The organism is Cellulosimicrobium sp. RS, from assembly GCF_046159675.1.
Classification (GTDB): domain Bacteria; phylum Actinomycetota; class Actinomycetes; order Actinomycetales; family Cellulomonadaceae; genus Cellulosimicrobium; species Cellulosimicrobium funkei.
On sequence record NZ_JBJXVU010000010.1, the window covers coordinates 75,613 to 97,134 of the forward strand.

The 21,522-nt window shown below is 74.2% G+C and carries 22 protein-coding genes, 1 tRNA gene and 1 other RNA gene; 6 read left to right on the forward strand and 18 right to left on the reverse strand.

The window, feature by feature from the left end:
• Positions 1-4: 4 nt before the first annotated feature.
• On the reverse strand, positions 5-424 hold the full coding sequence (locus ACI769_RS15495; protein ID WP_031316974.1) for a GntR family transcriptional regulator: 420 nt from the start codon (positions 422-424) through the stop codon (positions 5-7).
• 189 nt (positions 425-613) lie between these two features.
• Here ACI769_RS15495 and ACI769_RS15500 point away from each other — a divergent pair, with 189 nt between their 5' ends.
• Both ACI769_RS15500 and ACI769_RS15505 read left to right on the forward strand, forming a co-directional pair.
• Positions 614-1,306 (forward strand): hypothetical protein, encoded by a 693-nt coding sequence (locus tag ACI769_RS15500; protein ID WP_409141911.1) that lies wholly within the window; start codon positions 614-616, stop codon positions 1,304-1,306.
• Positions 1,307-1,431: 125 nt separating this feature from the next.
• Positions 1,432-1,839, forward strand: a complete 408-nt coding sequence (locus ACI769_RS15505) for a VOC family protein (protein WP_137280746.1) — start codon at positions 1,432-1,434, stop codon at positions 1,837-1,839.
• Between the two features lie 78 nt (positions 1,840-1,917).
• Here the strand turns inward: ACI769_RS15505 and ACI769_RS15510 are convergent, their stop codons facing one another.
• From ACI769_RS15510 to ACI769_RS15545, 8 genes are all read right to left on the reverse strand, one after another.
• The gene (locus ACI769_RS15510; protein WP_409141912.1) at positions 1,918-3,036 is read right to left on the reverse strand and encodes an aspartate-semialdehyde dehydrogenase; all 1,119 of its coding nucleotides are present in this window, start codon (positions 3,034-3,036) and stop codon (positions 1,918-1,920) included.
• A gap of 23 nt (positions 3,037-3,059) precedes the next feature.
• A complete protein-coding gene (locus ACI769_RS15515) occupies positions 3,060-4,397 on the reverse strand; it encodes an aspartate kinase (protein ID WP_031316267.1) in 1,338 nt (445 codons plus the stop codon).
• A 138-nt stretch (positions 4,398-4,535) separates the two neighbouring features.
• Positions 4,536-5,330 carry a formate/nitrite transporter family protein gene (locus ACI769_RS15520; RefSeq protein WP_409141913.1) on the reverse strand — a complete coding sequence of 265 codons (795 nt, stop codon included), beginning with the start codon at positions 5,328-5,330 and terminating at the stop codon, positions 4,536-4,538.
• A gap of 167 nt (positions 5,331-5,497) precedes the next feature.
• A complete protein-coding gene (locus ACI769_RS15525) occupies positions 5,498-6,262 on the reverse strand; it encodes an ABC transporter permease (RefSeq protein ID WP_171468382.1) in 765 nt (254 codons plus the stop codon).
• On the reverse strand, positions 6,259-7,095 hold the full coding sequence (locus ACI769_RS15530; protein WP_085387298.1) for an ABC transporter ATP-binding protein: 837 nt from the start codon (positions 7,093-7,095) through the stop codon (positions 6,259-6,261). Before ACI769_RS15530 ends, ACI769_RS15525 begins: the two co-directional genes overlap by 4 nt.
• Positions 7,096-7,126: 31 nt before the next feature.
• Positions 7,127-7,969: a DUF4097 family beta strand repeat-containing protein gene (locus ACI769_RS15535; RefSeq protein WP_043654371.1), complete on the reverse strand. Its 843-nt coding sequence runs from the start codon at positions 7,967-7,969 to the stop codon at positions 7,127-7,129.
• A 73-nt stretch (positions 7,970-8,042) separates the two neighbouring features.
• Positions 8,043-8,573 (reverse strand): histidine kinase, encoded by a 531-nt coding sequence (locus ACI769_RS15540; protein WP_085387297.1) that lies wholly within the window; start codon positions 8,571-8,573, stop codon positions 8,043-8,045.
• Between the two features lie 94 nt (positions 8,574-8,667).
• Positions 8,668-9,483, reverse strand: coding sequence for a TSUP family transporter (locus ACI769_RS15545; protein ID WP_409141914.1), 816 nt, complete (start codon positions 9,481-9,483; stop codon positions 8,668-8,670).
• A gap of 114 nt (positions 9,484-9,597) precedes the next feature.
• On the opposite strand from ACI769_RS15545, the gene ACI769_RS15550 reads away from it, so the two are divergent.
• Positions 9,598-9,963, forward strand: a complete 366-nt coding sequence (locus ACI769_RS15550; protein ID WP_043659923.1) for a helix-turn-helix transcriptional regulator — start codon at positions 9,598-9,600, stop codon at positions 9,961-9,963.
• On the forward strand, positions 9,960-10,514 hold the full coding sequence (locus ACI769_RS15555) for an SRPBCC family protein (protein ID WP_085387295.1): 555 nt from the start codon (positions 9,960-9,962) through the stop codon (positions 10,512-10,514). The genes ACI769_RS15550 and ACI769_RS15555 overlap by 4 nt, the downstream gene beginning before the upstream one ends.
• A 33-nt stretch (positions 10,515-10,547) precedes the next feature.
• Here the strand turns inward: ACI769_RS15555 and ACI769_RS15560 are convergent, their stop codons facing one another.
• From ACI769_RS15560 to ffs, 7 genes are all read right to left on the reverse strand, one after another.
• Complete coding sequence (locus ACI769_RS15560) at positions 10,548-11,117, reverse strand: DUF5063 domain-containing protein (protein ID WP_085388646.1); 570 nt, start codon at positions 11,115-11,117, stop codon at positions 10,548-10,550.
• Positions 11,118-11,132: 15 nt separating this feature from the next.
• Positions 11,133-11,732: a recombination mediator RecR gene (gene recR, locus ACI769_RS15565; RefSeq protein ID WP_021483478.1), complete on the reverse strand. Its 600-nt coding sequence runs from the start codon at positions 11,730-11,732 to the stop codon at positions 11,133-11,135.
• 121 nt (positions 11,733-11,853) lie between these two features.
• Complete coding sequence (locus ACI769_RS15570) at positions 11,854-14,997, reverse strand: DNA polymerase III subunit gamma and tau (protein WP_085388645.1); 3,144 nt, start codon at positions 14,995-14,997, stop codon at positions 11,854-11,856.
• A 78-nt stretch (positions 14,998-15,075) separates the two neighbouring features.
• Complete coding sequence (locus ACI769_RS15575) at positions 15,076-15,738, reverse strand: methionine ABC transporter permease (protein WP_021483094.1); 663 nt, start codon at positions 15,736-15,738, stop codon at positions 15,076-15,078.
• Entirely contained in the window at positions 15,738-16,946 is a 1,209-nt protein-coding gene (locus ACI769_RS15580) for a methionine ABC transporter ATP-binding protein (RefSeq protein WP_082774752.1), read from the reverse strand. The genes ACI769_RS15575 and ACI769_RS15580 overlap by 1 nt, the downstream gene beginning before the upstream one ends.
• 169 nt (positions 16,947-17,115) lie before the next feature.
• Positions 17,116-18,018: a MetQ/NlpA family ABC transporter substrate-binding protein gene (locus tag ACI769_RS15585; protein ID WP_043652304.1), complete on the reverse strand. Its 903-nt coding sequence runs from the start codon at positions 18,016-18,018 to the stop codon at positions 17,116-17,118.
• Positions 18,019-18,490: 472 nt separating this feature from the next.
• Positions 18,491-18,587, reverse strand: an RNA gene (gene ffs, locus ACI769_RS15590) — signal recognition particle sRNA small type.
• A gap of 166 nt (positions 18,588-18,753) precedes the next feature.
• Here ffs and ACI769_RS15595 point away from each other — a divergent pair.
• Positions 18,754-18,842 (forward strand) — tRNA-Ser (locus ACI769_RS15595).
• A gap of 114 nt (positions 18,843-18,956) precedes the next feature.
• On the opposite strand, the gene ACI769_RS15600 is transcribed toward ACI769_RS15595, so the two are convergent.
• Both ACI769_RS15600 and ACI769_RS15605 read right to left on the reverse strand, forming a co-directional pair.
• Positions 18,957-20,126, reverse strand: a complete 1,170-nt coding sequence (locus tag ACI769_RS15600) for a tyrosine-type recombinase/integrase (RefSeq protein WP_409141915.1) — start codon at positions 20,124-20,126, stop codon at positions 18,957-18,959.
• On the reverse strand, positions 20,113-21,144 hold the full coding sequence (locus ACI769_RS15605) for a helix-turn-helix domain-containing protein (RefSeq protein WP_409141916.1): 1,032 nt from the start codon (positions 21,142-21,144) through the stop codon (positions 20,113-20,115). Before ACI769_RS15605 ends, ACI769_RS15600 begins: the two co-directional genes overlap by 14 nt.
• A 109-nt stretch (positions 21,145-21,253) precedes the next feature.
• Here ACI769_RS15605 and ACI769_RS15610 point away from each other — a divergent pair, with 109 nt between their 5' ends.
• Positions 21,254-21,451, forward strand: a complete 198-nt coding sequence (locus ACI769_RS15610) for a helix-turn-helix transcriptional regulator (RefSeq protein ID WP_409141917.1) — start codon at positions 21,254-21,256, stop codon at positions 21,449-21,451.
• Positions 21,452-21,522 lie beyond the last annotated feature (71 nt).

Below are 21,522 nucleotides of genomic sequence, written 5' to 3' on the forward strand. Positions count from 1 at the left end.
GGTCTCACCTCGGGGTGGGGTCGGTGTCGGGGCCGGTACGGGGTGCGTCGCCGGTCCCGGGACCGGCGGGCCGCGGGCGGCCGAGGACGTGCTCGACGATCTCGGCGGCCGGGATGTCCAGGAGGTCCGCCTGCGCCAGCGCGGGGTCGAGGACCTCGTCGAAGAACCGTGCGCGGTGCTCGGCGAGCAGCCGCTCGCGCGCGCCGGGTGCGACGAACATGCCGAGCCCGCGCCGCTTGTAGAGGACGCCCTCGTCGACGAGGCCGGCAAAGGCCTTGGCCGCCGTCGCCGGGTTGATCCGGAACGTCGTCGCGAACTGCGTCGTGGACATGACCTGCTCCTCCTCCGCGAGCTCCCCCGCGAGCACCTGCGCACGGATCATCTGCGCGATCTGGAGGTAGATGGGTTCAGGTCCGTCGAACATGGGGCCCATCCTCTCCCGCCTCGCGCGTTCTGTGGTTCATTACTTGAGTAATGAACCACAGATGAGGCGCTGCGCGCAACCCCTCTTCCGGACGCGGCGACCAGCTCCGGGCGGAACGATGGGGGACGTCAGTGGCAGGGCTGGTGCCAGTCGCGCCGGTCCGGCAGGCCGCGAGGCGGAGGAGGCGAGGTGGGCGGAGCGTGCGAGCTCGCGGGCGGGACGCCCTGGGCCGAGCCGCTCAGCACGTGGACGAGCCTCGCGTTCGTCCTGGCGGGCGCGGCCGTCGTGCTGGCGGCGCGGCGGTCCGGAACCGGGACGCACGCGGCCCCGGGCGTGGCCGACGCCGTGGGTGCGGCGTCGCGCCTCCGCGTGGCCTTCGGGGTGCTGGTCGTCCTCATCGGGGTGGGCTCCGTGGTGCAGCACGGGCCGTCGCCGTCGTGGAACCCCGTCGCGCACGACCCGCCGCTGCTCGGGGCCCTCGCGCTCGTCGCCGCCGACGCCCTCACGGACCGCACCGGGCGCCGCCTGCGGACGTGGTGGTGGCTCGCACCGACCCTGCTCGGGGTCGTGCTCGCGGCGGTCTCGGTCCCGGCGTCCACCGCCGCCCAGGTGGTCGCGGCGGGCGTCGCCGTGGCCGCGAGCGCCGCGCGCGCGTGGCGACGGCCCGCCGTCCGACGCCGCACGGTCGCCGCGCTCGTGCTGGTCGCCGTCGGCAGCACCGCGGGGACCCTGACCCGCCCGGGCTGGCCGCTGTGCGACGCCGACGGCGCGCTCGGCCTCGCGCTCCCGGGGCACGCCGTCTGGCACGTGCTCGCCGCCACGGCGCTGTGGGTGCTCGCACCGACGCTCGGGACCCGCCCCGCGCCCGCACGCTCGCCCTGACCCGCTCCCTTCACCCGCCCCGGGAGGTACCCACCGCGGGCCGGCGGTGGGACGCTGGGAGGATCCGGCGTCCGCGGCGGGCCCCGCCCTCCGGCCGCCGGCGGTCCTGAAGGAGTGAAACAACGATGGTCACCATCAGGCGCGGGTTCTCCAGCTTCTCGGCGGACGACCTCGACGCGGCGCGCACGTTCTACGGGGACACCCTCGGGCTCCCCGTCACGGCACTCGACGGCGGGAACGGTCTGGTGCTCCACCTCGGCGGCGGCTCGGACGTGTTCGTCTACCCGAAGGAGGACCATCGGCCGGCCGCCTTCACGGTCATGCACCTCACCGTCGACGACGTGGACCAGGTCGTCGACGAGCTCACCGCGAAGGGCGTGACGTTCGAGCGCTACGAAGGGTTCGACCAGGACGAGAAGGGGATCGCGCGCGGCTTCATGGAGGGCGGCGACGGCGCCTGGTTCACCGACCCGGCCGGCAACATCGTGGGCCTCGCGGACGGGGACGACATGGCCCGGCTCGTCGAGGGCTGAGCGCGGCCCGCTGACACCCCCGGCTCGCGAGGTAGAGCCCTGGTCACGACCGGGGCTCTACCTCGCGGGACCGGGGCTCTACCTCGCGAGGGCGGGGGCGAACGCGGCGCGGACGCCGTCGAGGTCCTGCGCGACGAGCTCGGCGAGCTGCACGGCGTTGAGCGCGGCGCCCTTGCGGAGGTTGTCGTTCGAGACGAACAGCACGAGGCCGCGTCCGCCGGGGACGGACTGGTCGGTGCGGACGCGACCGACGAACGACGGGTCCTTGCCCGCCGCCTCGAGCGGGTTCGGCACGTCCGCGAGCGCGACGCCGGGGGCGGCGGCGAGGATCTCGCGCGCCCGGTCGGGCGTGATCGCGGCGCCGAACTCGGCGTGGATCGCGAGCGAGTGCCCGGTGAACACGGGGACGCGCACGCAGGTCCCGGCGACGGCGAGCTCGGGCAGCCCGAGGATCTTGCGGGACTCGTTGCGGAGCTTCTTCTCCTCGTCCGTCTCCTCCTGCCCGTCGTCGACGATCGACCCGGCGAGCGGGACGACGTTGAACGCGACGTTGCGCGGGAAGACGGTGGGCTCGGGGAAGGCGACCGCGCCGCCGTCGTGCACGAGCCCGACGAGCCCGGCACCCGTGCCCTCGGCCGCCGCGCCCGCGACGGCCTGGGCGCGCAGCTCCTCCGCGCCGGCGAGCCCGGCCCCGGAGACGGCCTGGTACGTCGCGACGACGAGGCGCTCCAGCCCGGCCTCGTCCGAGAGCGGCTTGAGGACGGGCATCGCGGCCATCGTCGTGCAGTTGGGATTGGCGATGATGCCCTTGCGCGCCTCGCGCAGCGCGCCCGGGTTCACCTCCGAGACGACGAGCGGGACGTCGGGGTCCATGCGCCACGCGGAGGAGTTGTCGATGACGACAGCGCCGGCTGCGGCGAACCGCTCGGCCTGCGCCTTCGACGTCGCGCCGCCCGCGGAGAAGAGCGCGACGTCGATCCCCCGCAGGTCCTCGGTCGAGGTCGCGGCGACGTTCTCCACGACGACGTCGGTCCCGCGCCACGGGAGCGTCGACCCGGCGGAGCGCGCCGACGCGAAGTAGCGGACGCTCGCGACGGGCAGGTCGCGCTCCTCGAGGAGGCGGCGCATGACCGCGCCGACCTGGCCGGTCGCGCCGACGACGGCGAGGTGCAGACCGGGGGTGCTCTGGGTGCTCATGGTGGGTCCTCTCCTGCGTCGGGTCAGCGGCCGGTGCCGGCGTAGACGACGGCCTCGCCGTCGGCGGCGTCGAGCTCGAAGGCGGTGTGCACGGCGCGCACCGCGTCGTCGAGCGAGTCCTCGCGCGTGACGACGGAGATGCGGATCTCCGAGGTGGAGATCATCTCGATGTTGATGCCCGCGTCGCGCAGCGCGCCGAAGAGCTTCGCGGAGACGCCGGGGTGCGACTTCATGCCCGCGCCGACGAGCGAGAGCTTGCCGATCTGGTCGTCGAACTGGAGCGAGTCGAACCCGATCTCGGCCTGCAGCGCCGAGAGGGCGGACATCGCGGCCGGGCCGTCACCCTCGGGGAGGGAGAACGAGATGTCGGTGAGGCCCGTGCGGGCCGCCGACACGTTCTGCACGATCATGTCGATGTTCACGCCCGAGCCCGCGACGACCTCGAAGATCCGCGCGGCCGTGCCCGGGACGTCGGGCACGCCGACGACGGTGATCTTGGCCTCGCTGCGGTCGTGCGCGACGCCGGAGATGATCGGGTCTTCCATGACGGTCTCCTCGGGAAGGTCTGCGGTGCTGCCGGCGGTGCCGGCCGGGGAGCCGGCGCTCGCGCCGGGGCGCGCGGTGTACGCGTCCGCGCTGACGAACGTGCCGTCCTTGCCGCTGAAGGACGAGCGCACGTGGATGGGGACGCCGTACCGGCGGCCGTACTCGACGCAGCGCAGCGCGAGGACCTTCGCGCCGCTCGCCGCCATCTCGAGCATCTCCTCGTACGTGATGCGGTCGATCTTGCGCGCGGACGGCACGATGCGCGGGTCGGCCGTGAACACGCCGTCCACGTCGGTGTAGATCTCGCACACGTCGGCGTCGAGACCTGCCGCGAGCGCGACGGCGGTCGTGTCCGACCCGCCGCGCCCGAGCGTCGTCACGTCGTTCGTCGACTGCGTCACGCCCTGGAACCCCGCGACGATCGCGACCTGGCCGCGGTCGAGGGTCTCGCGCACGCGCGTCGGGACGACGTCGACGATGCGCGCCTTGCCGTGCACCGCGTCGGTGATGAGACCGGCCTGCTGCCCGGTGAACGACTTCGCCTTCACGCCGAGGCTCGTGATCGCCATCGCGAGCAGCGACATCGAGATGCGCTCGCCCGCGGTGAGGAGGATGTCCATCTCGCGCTGCGGAGGGAGGGGGCTGACCTGCTGGGCGAGGTCGATGAGCTCGTCGGTCGTGTCGCCCATCGCCGAGACCACGACGACGACGTCGTTCCCGGCCCGCTTCGCCTCGGCGATGCGCTTGGCCACCCGCTTGATGCTCTCGGCGTCCGAGACGGACGAACCGCCGTACTTCTGCACGACAAGTGCCACGTGCTGCTCCATCTGTCGCCGGCCTCCGTCTCTCTCAACGGCCCGCCGGGTGCTTGTGGGTCGGTCGATGATAGGCACGCGTCCCACGCCCCGGCCAAGCCCGTCCCGCCCTGCGGACCGTGACGACCGACGCCGGGCTCACACCTCCGGCAGCACGCGCGCCCGCGGACCGGCCACGACGACGTACGCCAGCCCGACGACGACGGCCCCGCCGACGAGGTTGCCGAGGCCCACCCAGGTGAGGTTGCGGCCGAAGTCGGCCCACGTCGTCGGCCCGAGGTCGCCGAAGAGCCCGAGGGAGAACGTCGTCATGTTGGCGACGACGTGCTCGAACCCGGACGCGATGAACGCGAGGATCCCCCAGAACAGGATCACCGCCTTGCCCGCCTCCGAGCGCAGGCGCCCGCAGGCCCAGATCGCGGCGCACACGAGGACGTTGCACAGCACGCCGCGGAAGAAGAGCTCGCCCCCGGTCTCGTGCGCCTTGGCCCGCAGCATCGAGGCGACCATCTCGCCCGCGGCCCCGTTCGAGCGCAGGACCCCCGCCTGCGTGACGGCCCAGGCGAAGAGCATCGACCCGGCCAGGTTGCCGACGAGGCACAGGCCCAGCGTGACGACGGCGTCGCGCACCCGGACGGCGCGCGTGGCGACGCCCTGGGTGAGGACCATCATCGCGGACGTGGCGAGCTCGGCCCCGGCGAAGACGACGAGGGTGAGGGCCGCGGCGAACACGCCGCCGGCGACGAGCCGCTCGCCCGGCGCCCCGGCGGCGAGGAACGGGCCCGCCGTCGCGACCATGAGCACGACGCCGACGCCGATGTACGCGCCCGCGAGCATCGCCGCGACGAGGTAGCGCCCGGGGCGTCTGGCGAGGAGCACCTTCTCCCGGGCCGCCTCCGACTGGGTGGTCACCGCCTGGGCGAGGGTCTGCACGCCCTCGATCCTCGCGGCCGGGCGGCGTCCCGGACAGGGCCGGTGGTCGCGACGGGGCGGGACCGAAGGTCCGCCCGCCGGCTCCGGGCCGCACGGTGCGGGAACGCCCGAGGGGCCGCGCGCGGTCTCCCGCTCGCGGCCCCTCGGGCGTCGGTCCCGGTCGGTCGTCAGCCGACGCGGCGCCGGTAGATCGCCGTCGCCCACGCATAGGCAAGGACGAGGATGCCGACGAGCCACGCGAGCGCGACCCAGATGTCGCTCCCGACGGGCTGGCCGGCGAAGAGGGACCGCAGGGTGTCGACGATCGCGGTGACGGGCTGGTTCTCGGCGAACCACGCGACCGGCCCCGGCATGCTGTCCGTCGGGACGAACGCCGAGCTGACGAACGGCAGGAAGATCAGCGGGTAGCTGAAGGCTGACGCGCCGTCGACCGTCTTGGCCGAGAGCCCGGCGACGACCGCGAGCCAGGTCAGCGCGAGGACGAACAGGACGAGGATGCCGAGCACGGCCAGCCACGATCCCACCGACGCGCTCGTGCGGAACCCCAGGAGGAGCGCGACCCCGACGACGAGCGTCACGGAGACGAGGTTGGCCACGAGCGAGGTGAGCACGTGCGCCCACAGGACGCTGGAGCGGGTGACGGGCATCGACCGGAAGCGCTCGACGATGCCGCCCTGCAGGTCCAGGAACAGCCGGTAGGACGTGTACGCGACGCCCGACGCGACGGTGATGAGCAGGATGCCGGGCAGCAGGTAGTCGACGTACGACCCGCCGCTCCCGGTGTCGATCGCGCCCCCGAGCACGTAGACGAACAGGAGCATGAGCGCGATCGGGGTCACGGCGGTCGTGATGATCGTGTCGGGGCTGCGCAGCACGTGGCGCAGCGAGCGGCCCGTGAGGGCTCGGGTGTCGGCCAGGGCGTGGGTGGTCATCGGGCTTCCTCTCCTGCCGGGCGGGCGCCGTCGACGCTCGTCCGGTCCGCGGTGGGGGCGCTGTCGCCGGCGTCGCCGACGAGCGCGAGGAACACGTCCTCGAGGGAGGGCTGCTTCTCGACGTACTCGACGGTCGCCGGGGGCAGCAGGGCCTTGAGCTCGGCCAGGGTGCCGTTCTGGATGATCGTCCCGCGGTGCAGGATCGCGATCCGGTCGGCGAGCTGCTCGGCCTCGTCGAGGTACTGGGTGGTGAGCAGCACCGTGGTGCCGCCCCGGGCCAGCTCGCGCACCGTGGCCCAGACCTCGTTGCGGGCCTGCGGGTCGAGGCCCGTCGTCGGCTCGTCGAGGAAGATGACGGACGGGTCGCCGACGAGGCTCATGGCGATGTCCAGCCGGCGCCGCATCCCGCCCGAGTAGGTCCCGGCGCGGCGGGCCCCGGCGTCGGTGAGGGCGAACCGGGCGAGCAGGTCGTCCGCGACGCGGCCCGGGTCGGCCAGGTGCCGCAGGCGGGCGACGAGCACCAGATTCTCCCGCCCGGTGAGCACCTCGTCGACCGCGGCGAACTGCCCCGTCAGCGAGATGGACTCGCGCACCTGCCCGGGCTGGGCGACGACGTCGTGCCCGTCGACGGCCGCGGTCCCCGCGTCCGGCGCGAGCAGGGTGGACAGGATCCGCACGAGCGTCGTCTTGCCCGCACCGTTGGACCCGAGCAGCGCGACGATGCTCCCGCGCGCCACCTCGAGGTCGACACCGCGCAGCACGCGCAGGTCGCCGTACGACTTCTCGATGCCTCGCACCCGGACGGCCGGGGCGAGGGTCTGGTCAGCAGACATCTGCGGATCTCCGATCCTGAGGTTGGTGGGTTCAGGGCCGGCGGACGACGACGTCGCCGAACCCGGTGCTGGCGTGGATCTCCGCGGTGGCCTCGTCCTCGACGGGGCCCTCCGTGGGCGTGAGGTGGTTGCGCACGCTGCCGTGCTCGGAGCTCGCGTCGAGGAACGCGGCGGTGCCCTCGGGCACGCCCACCTCGATCGAGCCGTACGACGTCGCGAGGGTGACGCTCCCGGAGTCCAGGCGCTCGACCCGGATGCCGGCGTGCGCGGACTTGGCCGTGAGCGTGCCGCTCACGCGCGCCACCGCGATGTCGCCGTGCGCGCCGTGCACGGCGAGCGAGCCGGTGACGGCGCCGACCGTCGTCGTGCCGTTGGTCGCCTTGATGGTGCCCTCGCCACGGACCTCCTCGACGCGGACCGACCCGGCGCTGACGCGGGCGTCCAGCGAGCCCCGCACGCGGCGCGCCGCCACGGAGCCCGCCGAGGCCTTGACGTCGAGCCGGTCGACGTCCTCGACGCGGGCGTCCCCGGCGGAGAGCGCCATCTCGACGGTGCCGAGCCTGCCCTCGGCGTAGAGCGAGCCCGCCTTACCGCGCACGTCGGAGCCCGCGGGCAGCTCGACGGTGATGTCGGCGGTGCCGGACGCGAACGGCAGCACGTACTGCTTCCACGACCCGGGGTAGGAGATCGTCAGGGCGCTGCCGTCGCCGTCGACGCGGACCGCCTCGGCGGCGCGGACGCTGCCGGACTTCGCGGGGTCGGTCGGCAGGACCGTGACGACGACGTCGTCGCGGTCCCCGGCGACCACGTGCAGCTGGGCGAACGGCACGTCGACGACGACGGGCAGGGGCTGAGGGGCAGGAAAAGTGGGCATGACGAAGCTCCAGGAGTGGTGTCGTGGTGGTGTCAGGTGCGGTCGGAGGAGGCGGGGGCGGGGACCGTGGGGGTCAGCGCACCCAGCCGGTGACGCGGGCGGAGCCGCGTTGCTGCGGGCGGGCCTGCGCGGCGGGGCGCCCGGTGGACTGCTCGAGCGCCGCGGCGACCGCGCGCACGAGCCACGTGTTGACGGAGACGCCGTCGCGCGCGGCGGCGGTCTCGGCCTGCGTCTTGAGGTGGTCGGGCAGGCGCAGGGTCGTGCGGGTCGTGGCCCCCGCCTCGACGTCGGCCGCCGCGGGGCCGGCCGGCGCGGTCGGGGCGCTCGCCGGGACGAGCGCCTCGGGCGGGGCGGGCGCGACGGCGGGGACGGCGACCACGAACTCGGGGGCACCGCCGCGCAGCCGCACGTCCACCGACCCGGGGGCGAGCTCCGCGGAGATCTCCCCCGCCGCGGCGGAGAGCGCGTCGAGGAGGACGAGACGCACGGCCGCGTCCAGCGGAGCGGTCAGGCGCTCGGCGAGCCGACGGCCGTCGTCACCGGCGGCGTCCGCAGCAGCGGCGAGGCGGTCCTGGAGGTCGTCGACGTACGGGGTGAGGTCCATGACGCCATCATGGCACCACGCGTGGTGTCACCGCAACCCCTGGGTGACAACACGATGACACCACGGGTAGTACCCGCCTCGAGACGCCGGGATGTCAGGCCGTGAGGTCGTGGACGACGTCGTACCCGAGCTTGACGATGAGCGCGCCGACGACGACCACGAACACCACGCGCACGAACGCGCTGCCCTTGGCGACCGCCATCCGGGCGCCCACGTACGCCCCGAGCAGGTTGGCCGCGCCCATGACGAGGCCCAGCCCCCACAGCACCGCGCCGTACGGCACGAAGAAGATCAGCGCGCCGGCGTTCGTGGCGAAGTTCGCGATCTTCGCGAGCGCCGACGCCGGCAGGAACGCGTACCCGAGGATGCTCACGAGCGCGATGACGAAGAACGTCCCCGTGCCCGGGCCGAGCAGGCCGTCGTAGGTGCCGATGACGAGGCCGATCCCGGCCGCGGCCCAGCGGTGGCCGTTGCCCTCCCAGCGCAGGTTCGTCGTGTGCCCGAGCTTCGGCTTCGCGATCGTGTAGGCCGCGACGCCGACGAGCACCACGAGGATGATCGGCTTGAACAGGTCGGCCGGGATGCGCGACGCGAGCGCCGCTCCCCCGACGGCGCCCACGAGCGCCGCGAGCGCCATGGGCCCCGCGGTGCGCAGGTCCGGCCCGACGCGCCGGTAGTACGTCGCGGCGCTCACCGACGTCCCCATGATGCTCGCGAGCTTGTTCGTCGCGAGCGCCTGGACGGGGCTGATGCCCGGGACCAGGAGGAGCGCCGGGAGCTGGACGAGCCCGCCCCCGCCCACGACGGCGTCGATCCACCCCGCCGTGAGCGCGGCGAGGACGAGCAGGAGGACGGTCACGCCGTCGATCTCGAGCCCGCCGGAGACCGGGAGGGAGAGGGCGGAAAGCACCCCCCAGTGGTACCACGCCCACGGGGCGCGCCCGGGCCGGGTCCACGTCCGGTTCGCGGCACGGAGGACGCCACGACCCTTCCCTATGCGTAACCGTGCGGTTACGCTTGACGGATGGACGTATTCGAGGCCGTCGCCGACGACGTGCGCCGCGACCTGCTCCGCGCGCTGCGGGCGGGGTCGCTCAGCGCGGGCGACCTCGCGCGCGTGCGCGACGACGTCTCCCGCCCGGCCGTGAGCCGCCACCTGCGCGTGCTGCGCGAGGCGGGGCTCGTGGAGGCCGTCGTCGCGGGACGCCGTCGCGTCTACTCGCTGCGGCCCGCCGCGCTCGACCCCCTCGCCGCGTTCGTCGCGGCGCTCACCAGACCCGCCCCGCCCGTCCCGGCGCGGGCGCTCGACGGCCTCGACCTCGAGGTCCGCCGCACGACCCGAGAACGTCGTGCCGAGCGCGGCACGACCCGGCACGAGGAGAGCGCATGAGCGACCCGACGACCCCATCGGCAGCGCCCGTCCCGCCAGCACCCGGTCTGCCGACACCCGGCGGGACGGTGGAGCGCGGCCCCGCGGGCGACGAGCTCGTCGTCACGCGGACGTTCCGCGCGCCGGCCGACGACGTGTGGGCGAGCCTCACGGAGCCCGGCCGGCTCGCGCGGTGGATCGGCTACTGGGAGGGCGACCCCGCGACCGGCCGCGTCGAGTTCTTCATGACGGCCGAGAGCGACGACCCCGATCCCGAGGAGTACCGCATCACCCGGTGCGAGCCGCCGCACCGCTTCGCCGGGGTGACGTCCTCGGGCGACCAGACGTGGCACCTGTCCTTCGAGCTCACCGAGCAGGACGGCGTCACGACGCTGACCTTCCGCCAGCTCCTCGGCCCCGGCGACGACGCGCGGAACGTGGGGCCCGGGTGGGAGTACTACCTCGACCGGCTCGTCGCCGTGCGCGAGGGGCGCGACGCCGCCACCGTGCCGTGGGAGCCGTACCTCGCCGGGCTGGCGGACCACTACGGCCGGGCGGCCGGCGCCGTCTGACCGCGGGACGCCCGCGGCGCCGGGACCGACGGCTCAAGACTGAAGGGCGTCGTACTCCGCCTCGGTCGCGACGTCGTCCTCGACGTCGAGACGCAGGTGCGCGAGCGCGAGCTGCAGGACGCGCAGCGCGCTCGCGGCGCGCTCCCCCCACAGTGAGACGTAGGAGAACTGCCACCACCACAGGCCCTCGAGCTCACGGCCGCCGTCGTAGTGCTGCAGGCCCTTCGCGAGGCACTCGGCCACGCACGCCAGGTCGCCCGAGAGCGACGCCGCGCCGACCTCGGCACCGACGAGCGGGTCGGTGATCTCGGCGTAGTCGTCGAACCCGTCGAAGAGCCGCGCGAGCGCCGTCCGCAGCGGGTCCACGTCCGTGTCGCGGCCGGCGTCGGGCTCGAAGCGCTCCACCGGTACGACGTCGCCCACGGCCCCCAGGCGGGCGCCCGCGGCGAGCGCGTCGGACAGCGCGAGGAGCAGGAGCGGCAGCACCGCGCCGGGGGCCGCGCCGGACGCGACCTGCGTCGTCGTGGTGAGGTAGGCGCGGGCCTGCTCCGCCATGCCCTCGGCGATGTCCCGCAGGTCGGGGTCGTTGTGGATCTCCCCCATGCTCGTCACCTCCCGTCAGCCGCCGACGAGGCGGCGGCCCTCGAACGCCCGGCCGAGCGTCACCTCGTCCGCGTACTCCAAGTCTCCACCGACCGGGAGGCCCGACGCGAGGCGGGTCACGCGCAGGCCCATGGGGCCGAGCATGCGCGCGAGGTAGGTCGCGGTGGCCTCGCCCTCGACGTTCGGGTCGGTCGCGAGGATCACCTCGGTCACCTGACCGTCCGCGAGCCGGCTCATGAGCTCCGCGATCCGCAGGTCGCCCGGCCCGACGTTCTCGATCGGGTTGATGGCGCCGCCGAGCACGTGGTACCGGCCGCGGAACTCGCGCGTGCGCTCGATCGCGACGACATCCTTGGGCTCCTCGACGACGCAGATCACCTCGGGCGAGCGGCGCGGGTCCGCGCAGATGCGGCACTGCTCCGACTCCGCGACGTTGCCGCACGTCTCGCAGAAGCGGACGCGCGCCTTGACCTCGGTGAGCGCGTCGGCGAGCCGGCGCACGTCCACCGCGTCGGCGGCGAGCAGGTGGAACGCGATGCGCTGCGCGCTCTTGGGCCCGACGCCGGGGAGTCGGCCGAGCTCGTCGATCAGGTCCTGGACAGCGCCTTCGTACACACCCCCAGCCTACGGGGCGCGGCCCACACGGCGGACCCGGCCCGCCGCCGTCGCGGCCGGGGCCGCCGATCGTCGCCGGGTCGCAGACCTCCCCGGCCACCAGGCCCTGTCTCGGGGGGCGTCAGCCCTGGTCCTGGATCTCCTCGATGATCTTGCCGTCGAGCAGGCTCACCACGAGCGCGGTCCCGACGAGGCCTGTCGAGACGATGTCGGGGTCGTCGGCGGACGGGAGGTCGTCCATGGGGTCGGCCGTGGACGGTTCGCCCCGCCGGGCGGGTTCCTCGGCGGGCCGCGGGACGCGGGCCGCCGCGATCGCCGCGCGCGCGGCGGAGACGCCGCGCAGCGGTGCGGCCGACGTGCCTGCGGACGCCGGTGCGGCGGGGGCCGCCGCGCGGGCGGGCGCCCCCTGCGGCGAGGCCGCGGGCGACGCGGCGGGCGGCCGTCCCGGCGCCGTCGGCGCGGGGGCGGCGGACGGCGCAGTGCGGGCGGGGGCCTGCGTGGGGGTCGGGGTGGTCGGCGGGGCCGGTTCGAGCACGGGCTCCGGCTCGGGGCCGTCGTCGAGGTCGGCGGGCGGCTCCGCGGGCAGCCCCGCGAGCCACGCCTCGTCCGCGCTGTCCACGCGCGGCTCTGGCGCCGGTGCGGACGCCGGGACAGACGCCCCGGCGAGCCACGCCTCGTCGGCGGCGTCCACCACGGTCGAGCGGGCCGGCGGCGCGGCAGGTGCGATCTCGGTGCTCGGTCGCTCCTGGAGCGCGACGGCGGCGCGCGGGGTCTCGTGCGCCTCCGCGGCCTCGTCCGCCGGGCGGGAGGCGCTCGCGGAGCGGGCGGCGCCGGGCGCGCTCGGCGCCGCGACGGTCGCGACCGGCACTCCTGGCTGCGCGCCGCCCGAGCCGTGGAGTGCGGCAGCCCCGGCGCTCGCCGAGGCGGACCCCGCGGGGCCGGACGCGGCGGGAGCCGCTGCCGTCGGGGCGCTCGCCGCCGGGCCGGACGACGTGGCGACGGGCGACGCAGGGCCCGACGGCGCGGGGCCGGCGGACGGCACGGGCGAGACCGGTGCAGGGCCGGACGACGGTGCCGAGCCGCCGCCCGCCTGGCCACCCTCGTCGAGGCGCGGCTCGACGCGGACCTGGAGCCCGAGCGTCTGGTAGACGACGTCCTGGACCGCGCTCGTGTGCCGGGACGACGAGAACGTGCGGGCCAGCCCGGGCGACGGGAAGGCGAGGTAGAGCACGTCGGCACCGAGCTCCGCGACCTGCGCGTTGGCGCTCACCAGCGACCACGTCACGGGGCTCGCGCGCAGGTTCTCGAGGACCTCCGGCCAGCGTCGCCGCAGCTCCTCCGTCGTCAGGGCAGGGCTCACGCCACCCGCCGCCGGAGCAGACGACGCAGCCGCCTCCTGCCGGGGAGCCGCCTCGCGCGGCGTCGACGGCCGCGGGGTCTCCTCGCGCGGCGCCTCCTCGCGGGACGTCTCGTGGCGCGAGGCCTCGTGGTGCGGTGCCTCGGGGGCGTGGGAGGGAGCGTCCGCCGAGGCAGCAGAGGCAGCGGTCTCGCGGGCGCGGTCGTCCGGGGCGTCGGACTCCGCGACGGACGTCGTGCCGGACACGGCGCCCGACGTCGCGTCGGACGCGGTGCGGGGCGGAGCGCTCGCCGCACCGGACACGGGACCGGTCCGCTCGGGGGCGGACGCCTCGGCGGGCGCGGTCTCCTCGCCCGGCGCGGACGAGTCCGTGGGAGCGGACGACCCGACGGCCGACCCGGCGCCGTCGGCCGCGCGCGACGCGGCAGCAGGTGATGCGGCAGAGGGTGATGCGGCGGCAGGAGACGCGGAGGCGTCGCCGGACGGGCGCTCCTGCTCCGGCGCGGCGGGAGCCGCGACGTGCCCGACCGGCGTCGGGTCCTGCGCGGCCGGCGCGCTTGCAGGTGCCGCGGCGGGCTGGCCCGGTCGCGCGGGCCGGAGCGCCGCGCGGACGGCAGCGGCACCGGTGAGGCCCGAGGAGGGCGCGCCGGCCGGAGCAGCAGCCGGGGCCGTCGCGGTGGCCGTGGCGCCGTCGCCCGGGGCGGGCGTCCCCGTGGCCGGCGGGACCACGACGTTGCCCAGGCCCCCGCGCTCGAGCCGGTCGAGGCGCGCCGCGAACCCAGCCGCGCCGTCGTCCGCCCCGGGCAGGAGCAGGCGGGCCATGAGGAGCTCGAGGTGCAGGCGGGGCGACGTCGCGCCCGTCATCTCGGTGAGCGCGGCGTTAACGAGGTCGGCGGCCCGGGACAGCTCGGCCACCCCGAGGTGCTGCGCCTGCGTGCGCATGCGCTCGAGCTGGTCGGCGGGCTGGTCGCGCAGGACGGCCTGCGCCTCGTCGCCCGAGACCGCGATGACGATGAGGTCGCGCAGGCGCTCGAGCACGTCCTCGACGAAGCGCCGCGGCTCGTGCCCCGTCGCGATGACGTGGTCCACCACCCGGAAGATGCTCGCGCCGTCGCGCGCGGCGAGCGCGTCCACGACGTCGTCGAGCAGGGTCGCGTGCGTGAAGCCGAGGAGCGCGACCGCGCGCTCGTACTCGACGGCGCCGTCCTCGGCACCCGCGATGAGCTGGTCCATGACGGACAGCGAGTCGCGGACCGAGCCGCCGCCCGCGCGCGTGACGAGCGGGACCACGCCGCTGCCGATCGACACGCCCTCGGCCGCGCACAGCTCCTCGAGGTAGGGGCCGAGCACGTCCGGCGGGACGAGGCGGAAGGGGTAGTGGTGCGTGCGCGAGCGGATGGTGCCGATGACTTTGTCCGGCTCCGTCGTCGCGAACACGAACTTCACGTGCTCCGGCGGCTCCTCGACGAGCTTGAGCAGGGCGTTGAAGCCCTGCGGCGTCACCATGTGCGCCTCGTCGAGGATGAAGATCTTGTACCGGTCGCGCGCGGGGGCGAACGCGGCGCGCTCGCGCAGCTCGCGCGCGTCGTCCACGCCGTTGTGCGACGCCGCGTCGATCTCGACCACGTCGAGGCTGCCCGGGCCGCCGCGCGCGAGCTCGACGCACGACGGGCACTGCCCGCACGGCGTGTCGAGCGGGCTCTCGGGAGTGTTGCGCTCGCAGTTGAGCGTGCGCGCGAGGATGCGCGCGCTCGTCGTCTTGCCGCACCCCCGGGGCCCGGAGAACAGGTAGGCGTGGTTCACCCGACCGCTGCGCAACGCCTGCATGAGCGGTGCGGTCACGTGGTCCTGACCGATCACCTCGGCGAAGGTCTCGGGCCGGTAGCGGCGGTACAGGGCGGTGCTCACCCCGGTCACTCTAGACGTCGCGACCCACACGCACGAGGTCGCTCCGCCGTCGGTCCCGCCGGTCCCGGCCCGGCCGCGTCAGCGGTGCAGCGCCTTGCGCGCGAGCCAGTTGCCCAGCAGCTGCGCGACCTGCACGATCGCGATGATGACGAGCACCGTCACGACCACGACCCCCCAGTTGTAGCGCTGGTAGCCGTAGACGATCGCGAAGTTCCCCAGCCCGCCGCCGCCGATGATCCCGGCGATCGCCGACATGTCGAGCACCGCGATGAAGAGGAACGTGTAGCCGAGGATGAGCGGCGCGAGCGCCTCGGGCACGAGCACCGTCGTGATGATGCGCCACGACGACGCGCCCATGGCGCGCGCCGCCTCGATGACGCCCGGGTCGATGCCCACGAGGTTCTGCTCGACGATGCGGCTCGTGCCGAACGCCGTCATGACGGACAGCGGGAAGATGAACGCCTCGGTGCCGAGCGTCGTCCCGACCACCTGGAGCGTCACCGGCCCGAGCAGGGTGACGAAGATGATGAACGGGATCGGCCGCACGATGTTGACGAGCACGTTGAGCACGCCGAACACCCACCGGTTGGCGAGCAGGTTGCCGCGCCGCGTCACGTAGAGCGCGATGCCGAGCGCGAGGCCCGCGACGCCGCCCGTGAGCAGGGCGACGGACACCATCTGGAGCGTCTGGCCGAACGACTCGACGAGGATCGGCCACAGCTGGGACCAGTCGCGGTTCATCAGCGGCCTCCGAGGTTGCCGTGGCGGAAGAGGGTGTCGCGGGCGAGACCGTACGGGTCGCCCGGGTCGTCGTCGGTCGGGTCGGGGGCGTCCTCGTCGGCCGGAGCCGCGGCGAGGCGCGCGACGCGCGGGTCGTCGAGCGGGTGCTCCGCCGTCCCGAGGTCGACGACGTCGGCGCGCTCGCCCAGCGCGAGGAGGAACGGCGCGATGCGGTCCTCGGGCGCGTCGAGCTCGACGGTGAGCGACCCGAACGGCCGCTCCCCCACTTCGGAGATGCCGCCGTAGACGACGGACCCGTCGACGTCGTGCTCGCGCAGCAGGCGGAACAGGTCCGTCCCGGTGCTCGCGCCCTCGCGCACGCCGACCGTCACGAGCCGGCCCGGGTGGCGCTCGCGCAGGCGGGCGAGCGTCTCGCGCGACGGCCGGTCGTGCAGGGCGGTGCCGACGAACCGCTGCGCGGCGTCGGCGCGGGGCGCGGAGAAGACGTCGTACACGTCGCCCGTCTCGACGACCCGCCCGTGCTCCATCACGGCGACGCGGTGGCACGTCGAGCGCACGACCTCCATCTCGTGCGTGATGACGACGATGGTGATGCCGAGCTCGGCGTTGACGCGCCGCAGGAGCGCGAGGACCTCGCGCGTCGTCTCGGGGTCGAGCGCGGAGGTCGCCTCGTCGGCGAGGAGGATCGTGGGCTGCGCCGCGAGCGCGCGGGCGATCCCGACGCGCTGCTTCTGCCCGCCCGAGAGCTGACGCGGGTACGCCTTCGCCTTGTCGGCGAGCCCGACGAACGCGAGGAGCTCGGCGACGCGCGCCGCGCGCTTCTCGCGCGACCAGCCCGCCACCTTGAGCGGGTACGCCACGTTCCCCGCGACGGTGCGGGACGACAGCAGGTTGAACTGCTGGAACACCATCCCGATGCGCGAGCGCACCTCGCGCACGCGGCGCTCGGACAGGCCCGTGATGACCTGCCCGTCGACGACGACCTCGCCGCTCGTCACCGTCTCCAGCGCGTTGACGAGCCGCACGAGCGTCGACTTCCCGGCGCCGGAGTAGCCGATGACGCCGAAGATCTCGCCGCGGCGGATGGACAGCGAGACGTCGTCGACCGCGTGCACGGCACCGTCGCCCTCGCCGAAGGTCTTGCTCACGTGGCGCAGCTCGATCGCGGGCTGCTCGTCACCACCCGGGTCGCGGGGGACGTCGGTCACGTCGGAATCCTCTCGTCGGAGGCCGGGCCGCAGGGCCGGCCGCCTGGCGCGGTCGGGCGCCCGCCGTCGGGCGAGCCGTCCGCCTGCCATCGTCTCTCCCCGGCACGACGGCGCGCGAGGGCGGGCGCGTCGTGCGCGCCCGCCCTCCCGTCGCCCGGGACGTGCCGGGTCAGCCGCGGATGTCGTCCTCGATGCCCGCGAGGATCTCCTGGAGCTCCGCCGGGGAGTTCTCCTTGATGACGGCCGTGCCGCCCGACGCCTTCTTCTCGGCCTCGACGACCTCCGGCGAGTGCGAGAGCTCGGCGAGCTTGAGCAGCGTCTCGTCGTCCTTGTCCTCGGCGCGCGCGACCCAAACGTTGATGTAGGGCTTGGCGGCGTCGGAGTCGGGGTCGTCCTGGAAGAGGGCCTCGTCGGGCGAGAGGCCCGCGTCCTCGACGAAGTCGTTGTTGATGATCGACGCGTCGACCGACTGGAGCTGGATCGGCGTCTGCGCGGCGTCGACGGGCGTGACGGTCACCTTCGAGCTGGGCAGCACGTCGGCCTCGGTGGAGATGGAGCTCCCGCCGTCCTTGAGCTCGACGAGGCCGGCCTCCTGCAGCACGAGGAGCGCGCGGGCGAGGTTCGTCGGGTCGTTGGGCACGGCGACCTGGCCGCCGTCGGGGATCTGCTCGAGCGACGTGTGCTTCGTCGAGTACAGGCCGAGCGGGTAGACGGCGGTCGCGCCGATGGGCTGCAGGTCGTCGTTCGCGTCCACGTTGTAGCCCGCGAGGAACTGCAGGTGCTGGAACTGGTTCACGTCGAGCTCGCCCTGGGACAGCGCGGGGTTCGCCTGCGTGTAGTCCTGGAGGTCGACGAGCTCGACGTCGATGCCCTCGGCCTCGGCCTGCTCCTGGAAGACGGCCCACTTGTCGTCGGACGCGCCGACGACGCCGACGCGGATCGGGCCCTCGTCGCCGCTCTCGCCGGAGGCGCCGCCCGAGGAGTCGCCGCCACCGCACGCGGTGAGGGTCAGGGCGGCCGTCGCGGCGATCGCGGTCCAGGTCAGGCGCTTGCGGGTGGTGGAGAACGACATGGGGGTTCCTTCCGATGACGGCGGCGCGGTCACGGGTGGCGACCGGCACGGCCGGGGGTGCAGGGGGTCCCTGCGAGGCGGTGGGGTTCGGGGTGCTTCCGGCGGGCCATCAGCCACGCGGCGAGCGGGGCCGGTCGTCGTCGAGGACGACGCGGCGGGTGCGGCGCAGGTCTCCCTGCGGGTCACGACGGCGTCAGCAGCCGCACATTCGCCCGGTGCGCACGCGGCGACAGCACGACGAGCCGGCGCAGGCTGCTGCGCGCGGGATCGTGGTCACGACGTGCTGACGGGTCATGCCGACATCATGGGCACGACGACGGCCCGCACGCCAATCTCCGACCGCGAAAGTCCACGATGTGGACCGGAAAGTGATCGCATGCCGGGAACGGAAGCGTCTCGACCGGGTTAAAAGGGGCGAATGCCGCAGGGTGGAGGCGACTCGGCCCGACGGCGGAGCGGGCGGTCCGGGGACACAAAGGACCCCTCGCACACCCACCAGAGCTCACCTACCCTTGCTGCCTTCCGGCCCTGGGGGAGTTCGGCGAGATGATGCCGCACGAGGGGTCTGCACCCACCCTAGCCCAGGTCGGCGCCGCGCTCGAAACCCGCTCCACCGCACGCCGCACCGCGCGCCCCGGCACAGGCTCCCCGGAGGCGATTCGGCCGGGGCGCCGCCGTCCGGTATCCTCGTTGCGCTGCTGTCGGTGCGCATCCGTGCGTCGCCGACCGTCGCCAGGAGGATTCGCCTAGTGGCCTATGGCGCACGCTTGGAAAGCGTGTTGGGTTAACAGCCCTCGGGGGTTCGAATCCCCCATCCTCCGCCACAGGGAAACGGCCCCTGACCTGCACAGACAGGTCAGGGGCCGTCGCCGTTTCCGGCCCCGTGGGCACAGAATGGGCACACTCCCGCGCGAACAGGCCCGACCGAGCGCGCCCAACTACTGCCCGACGGCGGCCGTCCGGGCGTCGTCGAGCGCCGTGGCTACGGCCTCGAGGTCGTCGTCGAAGAGGTCCGCGTAGACGTCGAGCGTCATGGCCGCGGACGCGTGCCCCAGCATCCGCTGGACGGCCTTCACGTTCGCGCCGGCGGACACCGCGAGCGACGCCGCGGTGTGTCGCAGGTCGTGCGGCGTGACGTGCGGGACGTCGGCGCGCCGTACCGACGCCGCGAACCAGCCGCGCTCCGTCGTCCTCGAGCGGTGTAGGTGCTCGCCGTCCGGCCCGACGAACACGAGCTCGTCGCGCCCCTTGCCCTCGCACTGCCGCGCGAGCATCGGCGCGAGGAAGCGCGGGAACGGGACCGAGCGGCGCTCGTGCGTCTTCGGCGTCCCGACGTGGATCACGTTCCCGACCTCGACCGCGTTCTCTTCGACGGCCAGGCGCCGGCGCAGCATGTCCAGGCTGCGCACCCGCAGGCCCGTCGCCTCGCCCCACCGCAGCCCGCAGTACGCGAGCACGTACACGAGCGTCCGGTACTGCCCGGAGATCTCCCCGCACTGCTCCGCGAGCGCCTCGACCTGGTCGTGCGTGAGGTACGTCCGCGGCCGCCGGGCCTTGCGTGGCAGCGTCACGCCCCGGGCGTGGTTCGTGCTCGCGCGCCGGTCACGCACCGCGTCGTCGAGCACGCTCGCCAGGATCCCGTAGGCGCGCCCGACGACCGTCGCGGACTTGGGCGGCACCAACCACCGCCGGCCGTCCGCATCCGGCTCGACGCCGGCGGCCGCGGCCCCGGTCGCCTCTCGTCCGCTCGCGAGGTCCGTCACCCACGCCTGCACGTCCGTCGTCGAGACGTCCGCGACGGCCACGCGCCCCCACCGCGGCTCGACGTGCACCCGCCACGATGTCGCCAGGCTCCGCATCGTCGACGGCTTCAGGTGCCGACGCCGATCGAGCCACGCCGGCCCGAGCTCACCGATCGGCGCGCGCGACGCCGTCGCGTCGACGAACTCGCCGCGCGCCTTGCTCACCTCGACCGTGGCCGCGAACAGCTCCGCGTCCCGCTTCGTCGTGAACCCGCGCTTCTTCGTGCTCGTGCGCGTGCCCGGCTTGCGGTACCGGACCATGTACCGCCGGCCCGAACCCGTCGAGTACGCCTCAACCGTCGCCACGGTGCACCTTCCATCCCGAGTCCGTCAGCTCGAGGCGTATGTCGTCGTGCGGGTATCGCTCTCGCGCCTTCTCCCATGCCACCCACCCCACCGGGTGGTCAGGGAACTGCTCGGCAACCTCCTCGGCTGTGAGCTGACGACGCGTCTCGTCAGGAGGGTTCACACCCTGGCCGTAGAAGTCAGCGCGGAGGGCATCCAGACGCTGGTCCAGGAGGCCGATCCAAACCTCCGCGGAACGTATCCGCTCGGGTGCAACTCGGCGGGTTGCCTCGATTACCCCGTTGACGCGCCGCTCGGTCCACCTGGCCAAGTTCTCGACCGCTCTCTCGCGGTCGCGCATGACCGCCGCCCACTCGCGATGCAACCTCGTCAGCACGTCGCCGTCGTCGCCCTCGGCGTCGACGCTCAGGCGGTCCGCGATACCTTCCGCGTCCGCGAACTCTCGCATCATTCGGGCGAGGTGGCGCCGAAACCGGCCGAAACGCTGGATCTCGTCACCGAGTGCGGCCGGGTCAAGCCCGTCGATCGCGCCGAGCTCGAGCAACCGGTTGTAGACCACGGCCGCCAGCTCGAGCGCCGCCCTGCTGGGAGCACCCTCGACCGGCTCTCCCGAGAGCGCTCGGAGCACATCGCGGCGGTACCCGGGCTCGTCGTCGTGAACCTCAACGGGCAAGACCGAATCGCGCATCCACGCCCACGCGTCGCTCACGGGCAACTCGCCTACCCCTGTGAGCTCGACGGCATCGCCCTCGTGCCAGCGTTGCGGCAGGAGTAGCGAGAGTGGCGAGACCTCGAGCGCGGCCGCCAGCGCCGTCAGGTCGTCAACATCGACGCGGCGGGCACCGTTCTCAATCTCGCTCAGTGCGCTGTGGGCTGTTCGTGCGCCGGCATCGTTCAGCCGGTCAGCGAGCGCGCGGATCGTGAGCGGCCCACCTCCGCTCCGCGAGCGCCGGACCGCAGCGAGGTTGCGCCGGACGTTCTCGCCAGTGGCACCGAGCTGCACTCTCCGTTTCGCCATGCGCCGAATCGTACTCGGTCGTGTTCGGACTTGCCGACCATGAATGGGCCCGGCTATGTTCGGCACATCCGAACGCGTTCGGGATATCCGACCAGGAAGGACCTGCTCCATGAAGGACCTCATGACGGACAAGGAGCTCGCAGTCGAGCTCGGTACGTCCCCCCAGGCGCTCGCGGATCACCGCTACCGCGGGACCGGCCCGGCGTTCGTGAAGTTCGGCCGCAAGGTGCGCTACCGCCGCCAGGACGTCGAGGCGTTCCTCGAGGCGAACGTCTATGAGCGCACCGACCGGAAGCGCTCGGCGTGATGCCCGCGCCCAGGCACGAAGAAGCCCCCGGCGACCGTTGCAGCGGTCCCGAGGGCGTGGTTCCGAGCCCA